We start from the raw sequence: 16,080 nt of genomic DNA on the forward strand, positions 1-16,080 counted from the left end.
AGATTATGCTTTTTGCCTTAGTTCCGAATTACATAAGGCCGGTCAAACAAAGGATACTTTACCGAGGGCATTGCATCAAGACTTAAAAAAATTAAAAATTGAAAATGAAATTGGATTATTAGTAATAACAGGTGATTTCACCACGAAAGGAGATTGGAGCCCATTACAAAGATCAAATATATTAACTGAACTTCATGAGCTTTGTTCTATATTAAAGATAGATAATAAAGATATAATAGCAGTCCCAGGAAATCATGATATAATTAGAAATACCTCCACAGATAAAGATAACAATGACTCCTTAGTATTAAATAACGTTAGTAAATTATCGGATAATAATTTTGAAATGGATTTCAGAACATTTGTCAATCAACTAAATGGCCGAGAATGGAATAAAAACCTCTCGTATAATGATTTTTATCACATAGAAGGACATAATATTAACCTTGATATTACCGTTCTAAATTCTTGTAAGATAGTTCCATTTAAAGGAATGTCTGAATATGGATGTGTTGGGATAGAAGGCATTGACACTATCAAGGATTTAAAGGATGACGAAAGTGAAAGCGTTCAAAGAATAGCTTTCCTACATCACCATTTACTACCAGTCTATGATATAGAGTCTCTGGAGAGTAAGCCTTCTTTGTCTGTAGACGCTGTGAAAATTTTGAAAAATTCTCTTTTAAAAAACATCAAATTAGCTGTTCACGGACATCAACATAAATTTAGTATGGCTAAGTACAATTTATTCAATCGCTCTCATCATTGGGAAGGAAAAGACATTACTGTTATTGCTAACGGAAGCACAAGCGTAAGCAGTACGCGGATGAGCCCAGCAGAAAGAAACTCATATTCAATCTTAACCATACATTCTGAGGGGATAGATATTCTTGTAAGAGAATTGATGCATAGTGACTACTCTGGCGTAACCGTTTTAGAACATACAGTCTAAAGAAGGTGTAATTTGGATTTATACTTAAGGAGAGTAGTTAGCATTGGTATACGTTTAGGTATACGCTATAAGTTTAATTACTAAATTACCAATTAAAAACATACAGTTATAGAATTATCTTAACTTCCCCCAGCCAAATAGGTCACCGGTGACCCCAGATAGATCCGGTGGCAATAACGAAAAAGCCCGCAATTCACGTTGCGGGCTTTTTTGTGTCTGTAGCGCAGACTGGTCGTTAGTGATCCAGATAGAGATAATGCAGCCAGCTGGTCATGCGCAGCAGGACTTTGCGCATGATGGAAAGATGCTCAAAGTGCTCGGTGTAGACCGCAGCCTGTGCGGTAACGCCATCGGGCAATTTGTCCAGCGCGGGAACAGGGTCTAAATCGATCATCACGTAAACACCCTCCTGCTGAGCGCCAACGTTTAGCCCTTGCATAACACCACTGGCCTGATAGCTGCCGTCGGGGACTACCGGCAGCACCCGCGCGACCGAGCCGCCATAGATTTTCCCCGGCAAGCCGTTAAATACCACCTCGGCTTTATCGCCCTGGGTTAAACGCAGGATCGAGTTTTGACGGAATACCGCCACCACCTGCCGTTTTTGCTGCGGAATAAAAATCATCACCGGCTTGAACGGCAAGCGCACTGCGGTGGTGCCAGGCCGAGCCAGCACCTGGGTAACATAACCCTCGCTGGGTGCTCGAATGGTTGTTTGTTCCAAATTGTAGGTCGCTTCCGCAATCTGTGATTTCAGGCTGGCAATGCGGGCGTCCTCACCATTGTAGTGGCCCGAAAGCCGCTCCTGCGCCTGCTGATGCTGAGCTTTGGCAGCCTGCAGCGCTGCAGATTGCGCTTGATACTGCTGCCGGGCATGACTGATGTCTTGTTCCGAGAAAGGGTTAACTGCCATTGCCGCGCCTTTGGCGTAACGCTGATAATCCTGGCGCGTGCGTTCATACTCGGCATAAACCCGCTGCACATTGGCCGAGGACTCATTTAGCGTAGCCTGTCGTGTTCTGACATCCGCCTGCGCGCTGGCAAGATCTGCCTGCAGCTTGTTCAGCCGGGCACGGTAGCGGGTATCATCCAGGCGAAACAGCACATCGCCCTTATGCAGTAGCACATTGGTCTTATCCGTAACCTCGACAATCACTCCCGATACCTGGGGAACAATGGGCACCGAAACAGCGATTTTCTGCGCCCGGTAGGTATAAGGATGGTTGTAATTCATCCCCAGAATCAAAGCTCCTACGATAAAAATGCCGCCCAATACCGCGGTCGGCACGGTCCATTTATTGATGGGGATACGGAACAATTTGAAAACGCCGTAGCTCAGCGCTACGTAGCTGAGAATAATTAAGAGATCCATACCCTTTCAACACCCTTTATTGGACAACGAGCTTTCATCCGCAGCGGGCATCTGCATTCGCTGTAACTCGCTTTGTAACTGATGAATTCGCGCTTGCAGCACTTCAGGGTGTTCGGCTTTCTCGCTCATGCCCCATCCCCGCTCTGGCCGATATAACGTCGCCCAAATCCACAGCAGTGGCCAAATAGCATGCAGGGTAAACAGGCTGACCCAGCCTGCAACGTGAATGGCATCCTGATGGGGATGTTGCCGTTTTTTGGCCAGCAAATAAGGAATATCGTGAATAATTATCACGCCGTAAAATAAAATAAAAAACACGGCGATCAATACGCCTAAAGCAAAATAATCTAGAAACATGCTACACCCTGGCTGGTAACGCTAAATAACGCATCGAGGCTTATGTTGTCTTATACTCTTTGATATCTTTGGCAATGATATCAATGGCATTTTTAACATCGTCTACGGTGAGTTTTGCCTTTTCATTATTCAAATTATTTCCGGACGCTTTGCGCACCACTTTGATAACCGGCTGATTAGTCGAAGCATCGATAAACTCGCCTTCCATATACACAGAGCTCTCCATGGTGCGGTGACCGGTTACGCTCTGTGTTGCCGCCACCAGCAGCGTGATTGGCAGTACCTCATACACCTGAAGCCCTTTCTTATGGGTATCGATAGCCGTTATAGCCCCTCGGAAAATAAGCGTATTTTCACGTGGCACATCTTCTAAGATAAAATGGGATGCCATGGACTGCTTAAACTGCTGGTTGGTGTAGTTCAGGATATTATCAAGTGCGCGCTGGCTTACCATCTCAGTGGGTTTCGGACGCGGGAAATAGATCATCGGCTGATAAACCAAATATTTATATTTAGAATAGTCAACGTTAGTTTGCTTCCAATATAAAACGTCCTTACCGGAGGCCGATTTCCCCTGGGTAATATCATTGTAATTATTCAGGAACGTAGAATACTTTTCTTTTTCGGTGACCTTGGATGAACAAGCGGCCAGAATGAATACCAAGGGCAAAATGGCCGCACGTTTTTTTCTCATCATAACTTCCAATATTAATTTAATAAGCAATAAATAATTAATCGAAATAGTACCCGCTAGTGACTGATAAGTCATATGACAATACAGGCAAAAATGTATATCATTTTTGATATACAAAATCAGACTGGCGCGTAGAGTGAAATCAAAAGACTTCAAGATCGACGAACTCAGGATCGTTCGCTGCATTGCCGAAACGGCCAGCGTCAGCAAGGCCGCTCAGCGGCTAGACATGCCACAGTCAAATGTGTCGCGCACCCTGACGGCGCTGGAGCGCCGGCTTGGCCTGGAGATCTTCTTACGCACCCCGCGCAGCTTGTCGCTAACCGAATTTGGCGAACAATTTTTACGCCGAGCCACTCAACTGTTAGATGAGCATAACGATCTGCTCAATATATCAGGTACCTATAAACGCAGTCTGAATGGCATGGTGACGCTGGGCGCACCTATTGGTATCCATTCATTCCTGACCCGTTATCTGCTGCCGCCGCTGTTACGCGAATCGCCGGAGCTGATCGTCGATTTGGTTACCCGCAATCCGGATGAACGCGAGAAGAAGTACGGTGCGGTATTCGACAGTGACTGCGATCTGTTGATCAGTTTCTTCCAGCCGCAAAATGAAAGCCTGATCGCCAGGCCCCTGACCCGTTTTCGCGTCGGGTTATTTGCCTCACCGGACTATATCGCGAACGCCCCTCTTGTCGAGCCAGAGGAGCTGAATGCGCATCGCTGCATTACCTTGCGTGTGCTGGGAGGGAGCCACAATACCTGGAGCTGTTATAGTTCTCAGGGCCAATTGATGCAGGTAGCAGTCACCGGCAGCAGCATATGCGACAATATTCTGCCGGCCATCGAGCTGGCAAAACAGGGGCTTGGCATCGTCTATGCCCCTTATTACTCCGTCGCTTCTGCGCTGGAATCGGGGTCACTGATGCCTTGCATTGAACGTGAGCGCTGTATCGATATGCAAGCCTTTCTTATTTATCGCCAGCGTGGGGTGTTACCCCACAGGGTTCAGGTGATGATGGACAGCATCATGCATAACATGAAATTGCATGAGCAACGCCTGATTTAGCGATGACGGCCACAAACACTAAAAGCAAAACCCCGCCGAAGCGAGGTGATGCTGTTCGTCTTTCCGAACCGTCGACAGTTACTCGATTACCGGTCTTTCCCGATCGTCACTGCGTTCGCCATCTGTCTCGTCATCAGGGCAGACTGGCACGCATGCCCTGAAGTCTGAATAGGCTGTCGAACGCTCAGCTTAAAACCGGTATCCACCGCCCAGCAAAGCTTGGCTGGCGATGTCTTTATCCACCATTGGACTATCGGTGATTTCACTGCTCAGTTGAACGGCGCGAACGGACGCCATGGCATACCAGTGTTCGTTAAACTGGTAATTGGCGCTCAGCTCCACATAAGGACTCCAGCTCTCCCCAGCCGAGTACGTCGAGAAACCGCTGTTTTTTGCCTCCGCATGGCCAATGCCATAGTAGTAATCGTTCTGGTTACCGTTGTTGTAGACCGCGCCAATACCGGGAACAAGGCGTAGCTTGCCCACCTTGATTGGATACAGGAAGGCCACGTCCCCCACTACGCCGTTGCTGTTATCAAGGGTATCACCAGCCAGCGAGGCGCGAATAACCCCCCATTTTTCTTTATGGGTGAAGGCCATCCCGGCCATTACTGTGCCATCGCGCTTATCCAGCTTTTTCATTTGGCTGTTATTGCTATCATCCGGATCAAAACCAAGGGGGGAATAATAGGTGATGATCGAAATCTGATCCTTTGGCATATTCAGCAGATAATATCCCGCCGCCAAAGAGTGAATATAAAAGTTCCCTTTCTCATAGTTTAACGTGGGCAATCCCTGGGTTTTAGCATCGGTATCAACATAACCATAATCATTCACCATCGCAGCGGCCCCTAAGGACCAGCTCGCTGCAGCTGAAAAATGCGAATAAATAAGGTAAGCGAAAATTAGCGAAAGAGAAATACTAAACTTACTCCCCCTAATGCGAGGAGTTAGAAAATCTGAGCACGGTTTCATTATTATCATCCATAGTGGGAGCATCAAACGCCGTGCATACTACTCCACCAGGGTAATTGTCTGATAGCGGCTTAAGTGTCCAAAAATGCACACCAGGCAACAAATTGATTTTTAATCACATTCACTCTATCTTACCATTAACTCTTCACTGCCCCCGGACAGACAGAGCCGCTTAATTGCATAGCTACAAGGCATAATATAGTATGCGGAAAAATTCGATCCTGGCTTCACCGTAATAAACTTACGCCCCTGGAACATACATTATGGAAACAGACGTTCCCTTCACTCTTGGGAAAAGAAACTCAGCCACTTTATTTAATAAAGATGATAAGCCGATAGAACATATCTTAGCGATTAAGCACGCTTTAATGCCCTATGGTAAGAAATGTTCTTTTCCAGCGGGAAAAAAAATTCGCTTATTTCACAATGGCATTCGCCATTGGTTCTTGCTCCAGTCAGGCGAAATGTCCGCATGCCGCGACAGCGATGGTTTGAAAATAGCCAACTTTAGAGAACCCTCGCTCGCCGGTATCGCGGAAACCTTCTTCCCTAAAGAGTTGATCTTTTTCCTGGCCGAATCACCGGTTGAACTGGTGATGTACCAGGAAAGTGACGTGCTGGAAACGCTGGCACGGCAAAACCTTTGGCAAGACTTGGTGCATATTCAAGCCTACGTCATTCAAGTTCTGAGCATCCGCGACAGGTTATTGTCAGGCAACGATGCCTACGAGGTTGTCTGCAATCACTTGCTGATGCTAATGAATGAAAAAGAAGCCTTTCGCTTATCCACCACGGTCCCGCGCTATATTCAGCAACGAACGCAGCTCTCGCGTAGCGGCATCATGAAAATATTATCTGACCTGCGCAAGGGGGATTACATTACCGTCGAAAAAGGTATTTTGCTGGCGGTTAACCGGCTGCCAAAGCGTTATTGACTGGCTATCGGTGCCAGTCAATCTTCTTACAGATCCCGTGTATACACCCGCGAAGCCTCACCCCAGGGGTGGTAACCCAACCCATTAAAGGCAAACCCCTGTTTCTCGTAGTAACCTTCCAGATCGGTACACAAATGCAACTGTGGGAAGCCCTGCTGGCGAGCCTCCTGCGCCACATGGTTAATCAGCAACGTGCCGTAGCCACGGTTACGATAGGCCTCCTCCACATACAGCGCGCACAGCCATGGGTAGAGTTCACCGCGGCTAATGAAATCATTGGTGATTAACCCTGCACACCCCAGGATCTGGCTGTTATCCATCAGCAAATACCACTGCGGCAACGGGTTAACCGCACCGATGCAACGAGTGATGGCATCCTCATACATTATCAGCGTTTCTTCCGAAGCCCATTGTCGTTGGAAATAACCGATCGCCTGCTGTTTAAACTCGGGGGACTGACGCACCGAAATAATCTTCATATCTTTTCCTGAGGTGATTTTTCATTCTTTTTCTGGCGTAAAATTATGCGGTAACCCGTGGAGGTTAGCACGGCCTTTATCATGGAAATCAGCGGGATGTGCAGATAATATGGCGACGCAGCCCCTTAACCGGCAGCGATTTCACCAAAACAGGAGTCATTATGACGCAAAATATTTATGACAATCAGGCCTTCTTCGACGGCTATGCCCAACTTAGCCGCTCGGTGAACGGGCTGGACGGCGCACCGGAATGGCCGACTATCCGCAGCATACTGCCGGATTTGCACGGCAAGCGGGTAGTCGATCTCGGGTGCGGCTACGGGTGGTTCTGCCGCAGCGCTCGTGAACAAGGTGCCGTAAGCGTACTGGGGTTGGACGTCTCAGAAAAAATGCTCGGTAAAGCTCAGACGATGACCCAGGATGCCGGCATTGAATACCGCCAGCAGGATCTGGAACAGCTTCAGCTGCCGCAGGCGTCTTTTGATATCGCCTACAGCTCACTGACGCTGCACTACATCGAAGATCTGGCGCGGTTGTTCGCCACGGTTTATCAGGCGCTGACGGCTGGCGGGCAATTTATCTTCACCGCCGAGCACCCTGTTTATACCGCACCGCAGCATCAGGGATGGTTGGTCGATCAAAACGGGCAGAAGTCGTGGCCGGTTAACGGCTATCAGCAGGAAGGTCAGCGGATTTCAAATTGGTTGGCAGAGGGGGTCATCAAGCAGCACCGTATGCTGGGCAGCTACGTAAACTTGCTGATCCAGCAAGGCTTCGTCATTAGCTATCTGAATGAATGGGGGCCTTCGGCTCAACAAATCGCAGAAAACCCGGCGCTGGACGAAGAAAAAGAGCGCCCAATGATATTTATTCTCGCCGCTCATAAACCCGCTTAATGCTTCTTTTCCGCAATAAATCCTGAACACATCCAATATTGGGGAGGCTGCCTCCCCCCAATGGCTTAGGCCGCGGTTGCAGGCATCAGTACCGATTGATCACCAAGACGGTGACTTTGGCATATGCTGAGCAGCGGGACGTGGTTACGCCCCGCCAGGTTTCAAGCGCGTATATCCTGATATTCTGGCGTGGTGTCGAATTCGTGTTTGGCGAACGGGCATAACGGAATGATTTTGCGGTTTTCTGCGCGCATTTTGGCGACCACCAGCGCCACCAGCTTTTTGCCTACCCCCTGGCCTTTCAGCACCTCATCTACCCAGGTGTGATCAATGATGGTTAATTTATCACCGCTGGGCACAAAAGATATCTCAGCAATCATTTTCCCCTGCCGATCGTTTATATAGAAACGCTTTTCATCTTCCAAAAATTTAAGATCCATAGAATTTATTCCTATAAAAAAGGGCGTCACTCTCGGTTGTCGCTACAACAAAGCCAATATTAGTCTATTCTTTAATCAGTAACACAACATAATTGTGACAGTGGCTGAGGAGTTCAAAATGGGTGAAAGCTCAAAAGACGGCGTTATTCTGCTATCCCGAATATTGTTGATGATCCTGTTTATCATTTTTGGCTGGATGAAGCTGGTTGGCTTTGGTGCAACCGTTACGGCAATGGAAGGGTATGGTACGCCCATGCCTTATTTAGCGGCGATTATCGCCGTGGTGGTGGAGTTCTTTTTCGGCATTGCGCTTATTCTTGGGTTATTTACCCGTCCTATCGCGGTTATTTTTGCCCTTTACGTACTCGGCACCGCGTTTATCGGCCACCCATTCTGGAAAATGACCGGCATGGAAATGATGGGTAATGAAATAAACTTCTTCAAAAACATCAGCATTATTGGCGGGCTGTTGCTGCTGGCGGTCACCGGCGCCGGGCGCTATTCGCTGGATTATAAATTCTTCAATAAATAACCCCCACCAGCCGGTGGTTCTGCTGCCGGCTGGCCTTCTGTTTCCCCGTTTATCGACTGCGTTTGGCGTGACGTTCGAAGTTATCGGCTTTGGCCTGTGCCGATTTGCGCAGCGTCACGTAACAGGCACCCTCACCGCCATCGCGCGGCAGCGCCCGACAAAAAGCCTGCACCTGCTCAAACTGGGCCAGCCACTTGGCGACATAGCTGCGGATCACGTTGGCGTGGCTCTCCTCATCTCGCCCGCGACCGTGAACGATCAACAGTGAACGCAGGCTTTGCTTTTCCGCCTGCACAATAAAGCGGAACAACGCTTGCCGACAGGCTTCCACCGGTTGTTTCAGCAGGTTCAGGCTGGCCTGTGGCGGATAGCGGCCATGACTCAGCTTGTCGAGCACACCCTGTTGAATGCCCTCGCCTTTGTATTCCAACGGCTGTTCGCAGGGGATCAGTTCGAGAAAACCGGTACTGAGAAAGTTTTCCTGCTCCAGCGCCTGCGCTTCACGGCGTGCGCGCTTATCCATGGTCTCCTGCGGCTTCAGGTACAACGTCTCGGGGCCGCTGGATAACGGAATGACATCCGCCATCGCCTGTTCAAAAAAATCTTTGTCTTGGTTGCTCATCTCACAGCCACTCTTGGACACTAAGCCTTTCATGCCGGAATAAGCCTGATTGTAAGACCCACAGCTGCGGTTGCAAGCCGGGAATTTTCCGCAATCGTCGTCAACGGGTGAGGTTCTGTGCAGTTTTCGTTATACTGCAAAACCATTATTGAGTGCCGCAAAGGATCGATCCCATGAAAATGCGCGAGCTGGAAACCCAGTTTCAAAATGCCATGAGTGAGTTGCAGGCCAGCTTCGAAAAGCAGCACCGTGAATGGCAGCACAGCTATCAGGCCCTGCAGCAGCTGCTGGAAGAGGCTAAACAGCGCGAAGTCGCATTGCGTATGCAGAACGAACAGTTGGTACGCAAGCTGAGCACCGCCAGTTCAGTGCCGGAGCAGCACGCATTGGTGAAGCAAATTAAAATGCTGGGCGCCCATCTGGACGCACTGGCCAAAGATGCCGCCAGCTTCAACCACCACCTGCGCAATCAGCAGCGGGCAGCCGACAATTTCAGCGGCGAACAGCGTTGACACCGGGCGCTGTCCTGCAGCGCCTCCTGCCAAATACTGGCGTTCCGAGAGTGTAATAAATCATAAATGACCTGGATCATCATCGCTGCCCTGATCGTTGTATTTATTATTGGTTACCGCATTCTGACTTCCGATACCCGCAAAGCCATTGACTCTCTGGCCCACCTGCTGAAAGTGAAACCTATGCTGATTGAATCGATGATTCAGGAGATGGGCAGCCGCAACAGCCAGACCTTTATCCGCATGCTGAACAACGGTTACACCGAAGAGATGCACCAGGCGGCCTATTTGCTGTTTATCTATCTGACCTTTATCAAACAGGCAGACGACCACCAGATCGCCCTGTGGCGGGAAACCCTGCTGCGTGCCGGTCTGTCGCCAGAGCTACATGCCGAGCACACCGAGGCCGCGCTGTTTTATTTTGCCGATCTGGATATCGATGCTTTCGAGCTGGCGCAGTTCCGCCGCGCCTATAACGAGCGTTTTAACCAGGAAGCCATTGCCAATTGGTGAGGATGTCCCCCGCAGGCGGGGGAAGCATTACAGAAACATGCTGTAGATATAGCGCGAAAGCGCGTCACGCGAGCTGAAACCGTGGGGAATGCCATAACGCGCACTCGGGGTATCGCTGCTTAAATCCAGGGGAAACTCAAGGTACTGATCGCTGGTGCGTATCGGCGAGGTCGGCGTGGCGAAATGCACGCTTTTCTCTTTCAGCGCCGGGTGGATCACCAACGCGGTTCTGCCCATCCGCGCTTCACGATTCACATACACATAGTGTTCACCCTTGCGGTAACCATAGGCTTGGTCGGTGACATAATCACGCTCAAACCCGGTATTCTCCAACACTCTAGCCACTTCATCCGGCCGTAAATACATCGATTTCTCCTCTCGTTCTGGACCGCTGAGCGACCTTACCGTAATCATGAGATGAAACAATAAATTTTTCGGTATGGATGTGGGTTTAGGAATAATCCTTAACTAGGTATTTTGCCGTTTTTGCAACAGCAGGCGCAGCATCAACATCACGCCCGGAAATCCCCTCAGTGCCGCAAAATTAAGAGGTCGACGGCACGCACGTACGGTTCATCAACAGCATTTAGCATAGCTCCGATCCTAACCCGACGAGGGATAACGAATTATTATTTAAAGCCGCTGTTGTTGCCTGCGCCATTCACTTGGGCTCACACCCTGAATGCGCAAGAATTCGCGGTTAAAATTCGATTTGGTAGTGAATCCGGCCTTTTGCATAATATCAGTCACCGGCTCATCACCGGCGAGCAACCACTGCGCCGCCTGACGAATGCGCAGCTGATTCACATATTGCGACACATTCATGCCCGTATGGCGGTTAATCGCCTGCGAAACCCGTCGCGCCGGCAACCCCACCTTGCGCGCCAACCGGGCCAGGTTCAGCTCAGGCTCCAGAAAGAAGTCATCTTGCCGCAGCCGTTGTTGCACCCGATCAAACCACTCGGCCAGTTGAGACTCGTCTTCCACCACGCTTTCAGCCGCTGCCGATAGGGCCTCAACCGGGCTGTCCGCAGGTCGGCTGCGCGACAGCACCAAGCACAGGCTCAACGCCACCAACAGGTTATCGATCGTTGCCAGCCAACCGGCGTGCCGTCCGCCAAACAGAGAAAAGTCGAGCGCAATCACTAGTTCGGCTGCCGCCACCATGATCAGCAAGCCCCCCAAACCGCGCCACAGTCGGTAGCTCAGCCAACTTTCCGCCAGCGCCACCTGCGGCAAAGCGTTTTCGCCGCGCCGCAACGCATACAGCAATGCGACGCCATACCCCAGATATCCCCCGACAATTATGGCATCCAGCAAAAAGGGGGCCGTCAGGCTGGCCAGCAGCGTCAGGCACAGCGGCATCAGGTGCCACAGTTCGCGCCACCGCAAATGGCCCTGGGTACTCACCAGAAACGCCAGATAAGCCAGTGAAGGGATCGCCATCGCGCCGAACGGTTGCAGCCCATTGAATTGCGTTATGCCATAACCATAACGAAGCCCCATCAGCAGGCTTTGCCAGGCGCACAATAACAGCAACAGTTGAAAAACCCAGCGCCGCGATCCTGGCCGACCCAGGCGATACAGCAGCCCCAGGCATAGCAGGCCGAACAGAAATGTGAGAGGAATAAGCGGCATCATCGAGGTCTTGTTGCTAGCACACAGAACCGACAGTGTACTGTTAAAACAACCCTTTAACGACCCGGATCGCGATCGAGGTCGCCGAATAGCGCCGCCAATGTCACCCTTTCAGCGTTGATACCTTGAGGAGTGAAAATGAAAAGAACCTTGTTGTTGTTAATGCTGTGGTGCGGTGCTGCCAGCGCGTCCCCCTATCAGGTCGCCACCCGCGATGAAACCTTTCAGGCCGGCTCGCGTTCGTTAGCCAGCCGTATTTACTACCCCACCACCGCAACGGCTAAACCGCAGCTCATCGGTGCCAATGCGGTCTTTACCGGCATTGAAAGTCAGCCGGACGCGCCGACAGCAAGCGGGCATTTTCCGCTGATCGTGATCAGCCACGGCAGCGGCGGCAATAACGCCAGCCAGGCCTGGCTGGCGGCAGCGCTGGCCCAACAAGGCGCGATTGTGGTGGCGGCCAACCATCCAGGCAGCACCACCGGTAACTCGGTTCCGGCTTTGTCTGCCGAACTGTGGTTACAAACCGGCGATATTTCCGCCTTGATTAGCGCCGTCACCGCCGAGCCTCGCTGGAAGCAGGTGATTAATCCTCAGGCGATTGGCGTTATCGGCCACTCCAAGGGCGGCTACAGCACCATTGCAGCTATCGGCGGTAAAGTCCGGCTGAGCGATTTCATCGACGACTGCCGACAAGCACCGCGATCGCCCAACTGTCAGTTTTATACACAAGCCAACGTCGCGCTGACGAAGCTTTCCGCCAGGGCATTTGACGCCGACTACACCGACCCGCGCATTCGCTTCGCGGTGGCTCTTGATCCTGGCATGGTGCCCTACCTGATGCCGACCAGCCTGCGTCGGCTCAGCGCACCGTTACTGATCGTCGAGCCACAGCACTTTTTGCCCGACGGCCAGGAGCCCGGGCTTGGCGGCGCCACGCTGGCGACGGACAACGGAAAGCACCCTATTCATGCACTGAAGCTATCCAGCGGCAATCATTTCGATTTTCTGCCAGTTTGTCAGCCCAAAGGCCGGCAAATCCTGGCGAGTGAAGAAGATGATGGGGCGGTGCTTTGCGCCTCTTCCAGCGAACAACGCGAAGCCGTACACCGGCAAACGCTGGCCGCCATCATGTCATTTATTTATCCGTGGCTACCCGCGCCCGCAGAAAATCGATAAACGCCCTCACCTTTTCCGGCACGTGGCGGGTGTTGGGGTATAGCGCATAAATACTCTGCGCAGGAAACTGATGGTCCGTCAGTAGCGGACACAGCCTGCCCTCGACGAGGGCAGGCCGCACCAGCCATTCAGGCAACAGCGCCACCCCGGCACCGTGCAAAGCAAACGCCAACAGCGCCGCGGCGCTGTCGCCCATCAGCGTGGCGGCATCTTCCACCTTGAACAGCACCGCCCGCCGCTCTGGGGTAATGACCTGCCAACTCAGCGGCGAGCTGAGGCGACTGTGGGCAATCCACTGTGCCTGTGCCAACTGGGCCAGAGACGCAACGGGATGGCGGGCCAGGTAGGCCGGCGAGGCGACCGGCACAATAGCGAAGCTGTCGAGCAATGCCGCCCGCAGGCTGGAATCCGCCAGTTGTCCCAGCCGGATGGCCACGTCGAAACGCTCTGAAATCAAATCGGCATGATAGGAAGAGGAAACGTGCTGAATGCGCAGACGCGGATGCAGTTGGGAAAACGCCGCCAGCGCCGGTACCACCACCTGAGCGCCGTATTCCGGGGTAGTTGTGATGCGCAACACGCCGCTCAACCCATGGTGATCCCGACGTACGTCATCCAAGAGGTTTTCCGCATCCTGCAACAACCGCAGACAACGTTGATAAAAACGTTCGCCGGCGTCGGTCAGCGCCAGCCGCCGGGTGCTGCGCACCAGCAGCGACACTCCCAGTTCGCTCTCCAGCTGTTTGACATTGAAGCTGACCACCGCCTTGGTTTGCCCCAACGCCAGCGCGGCGGCGGTGAAACTGCCGGCGTCCACCACCGCCACGAAGATAGCCAAACGCTGCAGGTTAAGCATGTTGTCGCCCCTTATTGTCAAAATAATTTTGACAGTGTAATCGCTCGCAGCCGATTTATCCGCACTTTCCCGCCCGTTACACTGCTGGCCTTCAACCGGAGGCACCATGCCCTATCGCATCAAAGTCGCAATCGTCTACCTGCTCGGATTTTTTGTCGATCTGATCAACATGTTTATCGCCAACGTCGCTTACCCCTCTATCGGCCATGCGCTGCAGGCTTCGGTCGGTGAACTGGCCTGGGTCAGCAACGGCTATATTCTCGGCCTGACGCTGGTGATCCCGCTCAGCGCCTGGTTAGCGCAGCGCATTGGCGGACGGCGGGTATTTTTGCTGTCGTTAAGCTTGTTTATGCTGGCAACGGCGGCGGCAGGCTATGCCGATTCCATCGGCGAACTGGTTGGCTGGAGAGTGCTGCAGGGTATGGGAGGCGGACTGCTGATCCCGATTGGCCAAACGCTGACCTATCAACTGTACCGCAGCCATGAGCGCGCCGGGCTTTCCGCCGCCATTATGCTGGTAGGCCTGCTGGCCCCGGCGTTGTCACCGGCATTGGGCGGCCTTATCGTTGACCGGCTCGACTGGCGCTGGGTGTTCTTTGCCAACCTGCCGCTCGCCGCGCTGGCGCTGCTGTTGGCCGTACTCTGGCTGCGCCCTCAGGCCCCCGATCCGCAGCGGCGACCGCTGGAAGTCAAGGGGCTGCTCAGCGCCTGCGCCGCCCTGACGCTGATCTTACTGGGCCTCACTCGGCTGGGGGAAACCGAAGGACTTTCTCAAGGCGCTTTGTTACTGGCCGCCGGGGCGGTGATCCTGGCCTATTTCCTGCGCCGCAGCCTGCGCATTGCCCATCCTCTGCTGAACCTGCGCCTGGTTCAGGATCCGCTGTTGCGCACGTCCATGATGATTTATCAGTGCATTCCCGGCCTGTTTATCGGCGTCAGCCTGATCGCCATGCTGTATTTGCAAAATCAGTTGGGCATGCGCGCCGCGCAGGTCGGCAGCCTGATGCTGCCCTGGTCGCTGGCCTCGTTCCTGGCCATCACCTTGACCGGCAGGAAATTTAACCATTTTGGCCCGAAACCGCTGTTTATCTTCGGCTGTCTGCTGCAAGGGCTGGGCATTTTGGCGCTGTCACAGATTGCGCACGCCGGGGATTATGGGTTGCAGGTTGCGGCCTTCGCCCTGATGGGCTTTGGCGGCAGCCTGTGCAGCAGCACCGCGCAGAGCAGCGCCTTTTTGCATATTGCCGATGAGCAATTGGCCGACGCCAGTGCGCTGTGGAATATCAACCGACAGCTCAGCTTCTGTCTGGGTGTCGCCCTGCTCAGCCTGTTGTTAAACCTGCTGCTGGCGCATTTTACCCCCGCCGTCGCCTACAAAAGTTGTTTTTACCTGGCCGCCGCCAGCACGCTGATCCCCATGCTGCTGTGCCTGCGCATCGCAAACCGCGCCATAGTGCGCCGTCTCAATACTCAACAGGAACACCAATGAACCGATATTTTACCGAAGTGATCGACGCACACGTCGCCATTGAAAACTGGCTGGAAAAAGGGGCCGGAGATGAACTGGGGTTGTTGGCGCGTTTTGATCCTGCCTTCAGCATGATCGCGCTGAACGGCAGCCGACTGGATTTTGCCGCACTGAGCGCGTTTTTCCGTGCTCATCGGGCTGCCAAACCGGGGCTGGCAATCAGCATAGAAGAGATGACGTTGGTGGCCGAATGGCCGACGGGGGCGGTGGTCAGCTATCGCGAGCAGCAGAGGCTGCCTGGACAGGCGGCGACGCTGCGCAATTCCACCGTGGTGTTTGAACAAACCGAAACCGGGCTGGGCTGGCGGCACCTGCATGAAACGCCCATCGCGCAGTAATCAGAGAAAACCGTCGGCCAGAAACAGTTCCCAGGCCACGATCAGCCCACACAGGGTGACGGCGCTGAAAATCACTTCGAACAGATAGCGATTGATCATCATGAGCTAGCCCTCAAAAGAAGACACCCGGCCAAGCCGGGTGTCTCAATAACTTCGGGATGATGCGGCCCCCTCAGGCACCGCATTCCTC

The 16,080-nt window shown here is 52.5% G+C and carries 20 protein-coding genes; 10 read left to right on the top strand and 10 right to left on the bottom strand.

Features of this window, described 5'->3' with window-relative positions:
- Positions 1-952, top strand: a 952-nt coding sequence (locus H5P17_RS21970; protein ID WP_182825200.1) for a metallophosphoesterase, incomplete at its 5' end; no start/stop codon positions are given.
- A gap of 235 nt (positions 953-1,187) precedes the next feature.
- Here H5P17_RS21970 and H5P17_RS21975 read toward each other — a convergent pair.
- Genes H5P17_RS21975 through H5P17_RS21985 form a run of 3 tightly spaced genes read right to left on the bottom strand, consistent with a single transcriptional unit; the run spans position 1,188 to position 3,375 of the window.
- Positions 1,188-2,324, bottom strand: a complete 1,137-nt coding sequence (locus H5P17_RS21975) for an HlyD family secretion protein (RefSeq protein WP_182825202.1) — start codon at positions 2,322-2,324, stop codon at positions 1,188-1,190.
- A gap of 6 nt (positions 2,325-2,330) precedes the next feature.
- The gene (locus tag H5P17_RS21980; protein WP_182825205.1) at positions 2,331-2,681 is read right to left on the bottom strand and encodes a DUF3302 domain-containing protein; all 351 of its coding nucleotides are present in this window, start codon (positions 2,679-2,681) and stop codon (positions 2,331-2,333) included.
- A gap of 40 nt (positions 2,682-2,721) precedes the next feature.
- Entirely contained in the window at positions 2,722-3,375 is a 654-nt protein-coding gene (locus tag H5P17_RS21985; protein ID WP_115058173.1) for a DUF3313 domain-containing protein, read from the bottom strand.
- A gap of 136 nt (positions 3,376-3,511) precedes the next feature.
- Here H5P17_RS21985 and H5P17_RS21990 point away from each other — a divergent pair, with 136 nt between their 5' ends.
- Entirely contained in the window at positions 3,512-4,447 is a 936-nt protein-coding gene (locus H5P17_RS21990; RefSeq protein ID WP_182825207.1) for a LysR family transcriptional regulator, read from the top strand.
- 189 nt (positions 4,448-4,636) lie between these two features.
- Here the strand turns inward: H5P17_RS21990 and H5P17_RS21995 are convergent, their stop codons facing one another.
- A complete protein-coding gene (locus tag H5P17_RS21995; RefSeq protein WP_182825209.1) occupies positions 4,637-5,422 on the bottom strand; it encodes a MipA/OmpV family protein in 786 nt (261 codons plus the stop codon).
- A gap of 263 nt (positions 5,423-5,685) precedes the next feature.
- Here H5P17_RS21995 and H5P17_RS22000 point away from each other — a divergent pair, with 263 nt between their 5' ends.
- Positions 5,686-6,357: a winged helix-turn-helix transcriptional regulator gene (locus H5P17_RS22000; RefSeq protein WP_182825211.1), complete on the top strand. Its 672-nt coding sequence runs from the start codon at positions 5,686-5,688 to the stop codon at positions 6,355-6,357.
- Positions 6,358-6,383: 26 nt separating this feature from the next.
- On the opposite strand, the gene H5P17_RS22005 is transcribed toward H5P17_RS22000, so the two are convergent.
- Entirely contained in the window at positions 6,384-6,836 is a 453-nt protein-coding gene (locus tag H5P17_RS22005; protein ID WP_182825213.1) for a GNAT family N-acetyltransferase, read from the bottom strand.
- Positions 6,837-6,997: 161 nt separating this feature from the next.
- Between H5P17_RS22005 and H5P17_RS22010 the strand changes: the two genes are divergently transcribed.
- Entirely contained in the window at positions 6,998-7,732 is a 735-nt protein-coding gene (locus tag H5P17_RS22010) for a bifunctional 2-polyprenyl-6-hydroxyphenol methylase/3-demethylubiquinol 3-O-methyltransferase UbiG (RefSeq protein ID WP_044554521.1), read from the top strand.
- 161 nt (positions 7,733-7,893) lie between these two features.
- Here H5P17_RS22010 and H5P17_RS22015 read toward each other — a convergent pair whose 3' ends face one another.
- Entirely contained in the window at positions 7,894-8,172 is a 279-nt protein-coding gene (locus H5P17_RS22015) for a GNAT family N-acetyltransferase (protein WP_044554519.1), read from the bottom strand.
- A gap of 118 nt (positions 8,173-8,290) precedes the next feature.
- Between H5P17_RS22015 and H5P17_RS22020 the strand changes: the two genes are divergently transcribed.
- Positions 8,291-8,704 carry a DoxX family protein gene (locus tag H5P17_RS22020; RefSeq protein WP_020828285.1) on the top strand — a complete coding sequence of 138 codons (414 nt, stop codon included), beginning with the start codon at positions 8,291-8,293 and terminating at the stop codon, positions 8,702-8,704.
- Between the two features lie 49 nt (positions 8,705-8,753).
- Here H5P17_RS22020 and smrA read toward each other — a convergent pair whose 3' ends face one another.
- On the bottom strand, positions 8,754-9,326 hold the full coding sequence (gene smrA, locus H5P17_RS22025; protein WP_182825215.1) for a DNA endonuclease SmrA: 573 nt from the start codon (positions 9,324-9,326) through the stop codon (positions 8,754-8,756).
- A gap of 173 nt (positions 9,327-9,499) precedes the next feature.
- On the opposite strand from smrA, the gene H5P17_RS22030 reads away from it, so the two are divergent.
- The gene (locus H5P17_RS22030) at positions 9,500-9,838 is read left to right on the top strand and encodes an MbeD/MobD family mobilization/exclusion protein (RefSeq protein ID WP_020828287.1); all 339 of its coding nucleotides are present in this window, start codon (positions 9,500-9,502) and stop codon (positions 9,836-9,838) included.
- Positions 9,839-9,904: 66 nt separating this feature from the next.
- Positions 9,905-10,351, top strand: a complete 447-nt coding sequence (locus H5P17_RS22035; RefSeq protein ID WP_020828288.1) for a DUF1198 family protein — start codon at positions 9,905-9,907, stop codon at positions 10,349-10,351.
- Positions 10,352-10,378: 27 nt separating this feature from the next.
- Here H5P17_RS22035 and H5P17_RS22040 read toward each other — a convergent pair whose 3' ends face one another.
- The gene (locus H5P17_RS22040; protein ID WP_020828289.1) at positions 10,379-10,717 is read right to left on the bottom strand and encodes a DUF2002 family protein; all 339 of its coding nucleotides are present in this window, start codon (positions 10,715-10,717) and stop codon (positions 10,379-10,381) included.
- A 267-nt stretch (positions 10,718-10,984) separates the two neighbouring features.
- Positions 10,985-11,989: an AraC family transcriptional regulator gene (locus tag H5P17_RS22045; RefSeq protein ID WP_182825251.1), complete on the bottom strand. Its 1,005-nt coding sequence runs from the start codon at positions 11,987-11,989 to the stop codon at positions 10,985-10,987.
- 138 nt (positions 11,990-12,127) lie between these two features.
- Here H5P17_RS22045 and H5P17_RS22050 point away from each other — a divergent pair, with 138 nt between their 5' ends.
- Entirely contained in the window at positions 12,128-13,168 is a 1,041-nt protein-coding gene (locus tag H5P17_RS22050; RefSeq protein WP_182825217.1) for a dienelactone hydrolase, read from the top strand.
- Here the strand turns inward: H5P17_RS22050 and H5P17_RS22055 are convergent.
- Positions 13,128-14,024, bottom strand: a complete 897-nt coding sequence (locus H5P17_RS22055) for a LysR family transcriptional regulator (protein ID WP_044554688.1) — start codon at positions 14,022-14,024, stop codon at positions 13,128-13,130. The two genes, H5P17_RS22050 and H5P17_RS22055, sit on opposite strands and share 41 nt — an antisense overlap.
- A gap of 106 nt (positions 14,025-14,130) precedes the next feature.
- Between H5P17_RS22055 and H5P17_RS22060 the strand changes: the two genes are divergently transcribed.
- Together H5P17_RS22060 and H5P17_RS22065 are read left to right on the top strand one after the other, a co-directional pair.
- Positions 14,131-15,513, top strand: coding sequence for an MFS transporter (locus tag H5P17_RS22060; RefSeq protein WP_182825219.1), 1,383 nt, complete (start codon positions 14,131-14,133; stop codon positions 15,511-15,513).
- Positions 15,510-15,890 (top strand): hypothetical protein, encoded by a 381-nt coding sequence (locus tag H5P17_RS22065; RefSeq protein ID WP_044554514.1) that lies wholly within the window; start codon positions 15,510-15,512, stop codon positions 15,888-15,890. Before H5P17_RS22060 ends, H5P17_RS22065 begins: the two co-directional genes overlap by 4 nt.
- The last annotated feature ends 190 nt before the right edge of the window (positions 15,891-16,080 follow it).

Source organism: Serratia sp. OS31, from assembly GCF_014164835.1.
Taxonomy (GTDB): domain Bacteria; phylum Pseudomonadota; class Gammaproteobacteria; order Enterobacterales; family Enterobacteriaceae; genus Serratia; species Serratia liquefaciens_A.

Bases quoted from the DNA above. Each gene is read 5' to 3' on its own strand.
- H5P17_RS22050 (WP_182825217.1), top strand. From the start codon at position 12,128: ATGAAAAGAACCTTGTTGTTGTTAATGCTGTGGTGCGGTGCTGCCAGC.
- H5P17_RS22015 (WP_044554519.1), bottom strand. From the start codon at position 8,172: ATGGATCTTAAATTTTTGGAAGATGAAAAGCGTTTCTATATAAACGAT.
- H5P17_RS22030 (WP_020828287.1), top strand. From the start codon at position 9,500: ATGAAAATGCGCGAGCTGGAAACCCAGTTTCAAAATGCCATGAGTGAG.
- H5P17_RS22005 (WP_182825213.1), bottom strand. From the start codon at position 6,836: ATGAAGATTATTTCGGTGCGTCAGTCCCCCGAGTTTAAACAGCAGGCG.
- H5P17_RS22065 (WP_044554514.1), top strand. From the start codon at position 15,510: ATGAACCGATATTTTACCGAAGTGATCGACGCACACGTCGCCATTGAA.
- H5P17_RS21995 (WP_182825209.1), bottom strand. From the start codon at position 5,422: ATGAAACCGTGCTCAGATTTTCTAACTCCTCGCATTAGGGGGAGTAAG.
- H5P17_RS21975 (WP_182825202.1), bottom strand. From the start codon at position 2,324: ATGGATCTCTTAATTATTCTCAGCTACGTAGCGCTGAGCTACGGCGTT.
- H5P17_RS22055 (WP_044554688.1), bottom strand. From the start codon at position 14,024: ATGCTTAACCTGCAGCGTTTGGCTATCTTCGTGGCGGTGGTGGACGCC.
- H5P17_RS22000 (WP_182825211.1), top strand. From the start codon at position 5,686: ATGGAAACAGACGTTCCCTTCACTCTTGGGAAAAGAAACTCAGCCACT.
- H5P17_RS22060 (WP_182825219.1), top strand. From the start codon at position 14,131: ATGCCCTATCGCATCAAAGTCGCAATCGTCTACCTGCTCGGATTTTTT.
- H5P17_RS21985 (WP_115058173.1), bottom strand. From the start codon at position 3,375: ATGAGAAAAAAACGTGCGGCCATTTTGCCCTTGGTATTCATTCTGGCC.
- H5P17_RS22010 (WP_044554521.1), top strand. From the start codon at position 6,998: ATGACGCAAAATATTTATGACAATCAGGCCTTCTTCGACGGCTATGCC.
- H5P17_RS21980 (WP_182825205.1), bottom strand. From the start codon at position 2,681: ATGTTTCTAGATTATTTTGCTTTAGGCGTATTGATCGCCGTGTTTTTT.
- H5P17_RS22040 (WP_020828289.1), bottom strand. From the start codon at position 10,717: ATGTATTTACGGCCGGATGAAGTGGCTAGAGTGTTGGAGAATACCGGG.
- smrA (WP_182825215.1), bottom strand. From the start codon at position 9,326: ATGAGCAACCAAGACAAAGATTTTTTTGAACAGGCGATGGCGGATGTC.
- H5P17_RS22020 (WP_020828285.1), top strand. From the start codon at position 8,291: ATGGGTGAAAGCTCAAAAGACGGCGTTATTCTGCTATCCCGAATATTG.
- H5P17_RS22045 (WP_182825251.1), bottom strand. From the start codon at position 11,989: ATGCCGCTTATTCCTCTCACATTTCTGTTCGGCCTGCTATGCCTGGGG.
- H5P17_RS22035 (WP_020828288.1), top strand. From the start codon at position 9,905: ATGACCTGGATCATCATCGCTGCCCTGATCGTTGTATTTATTATTGGT.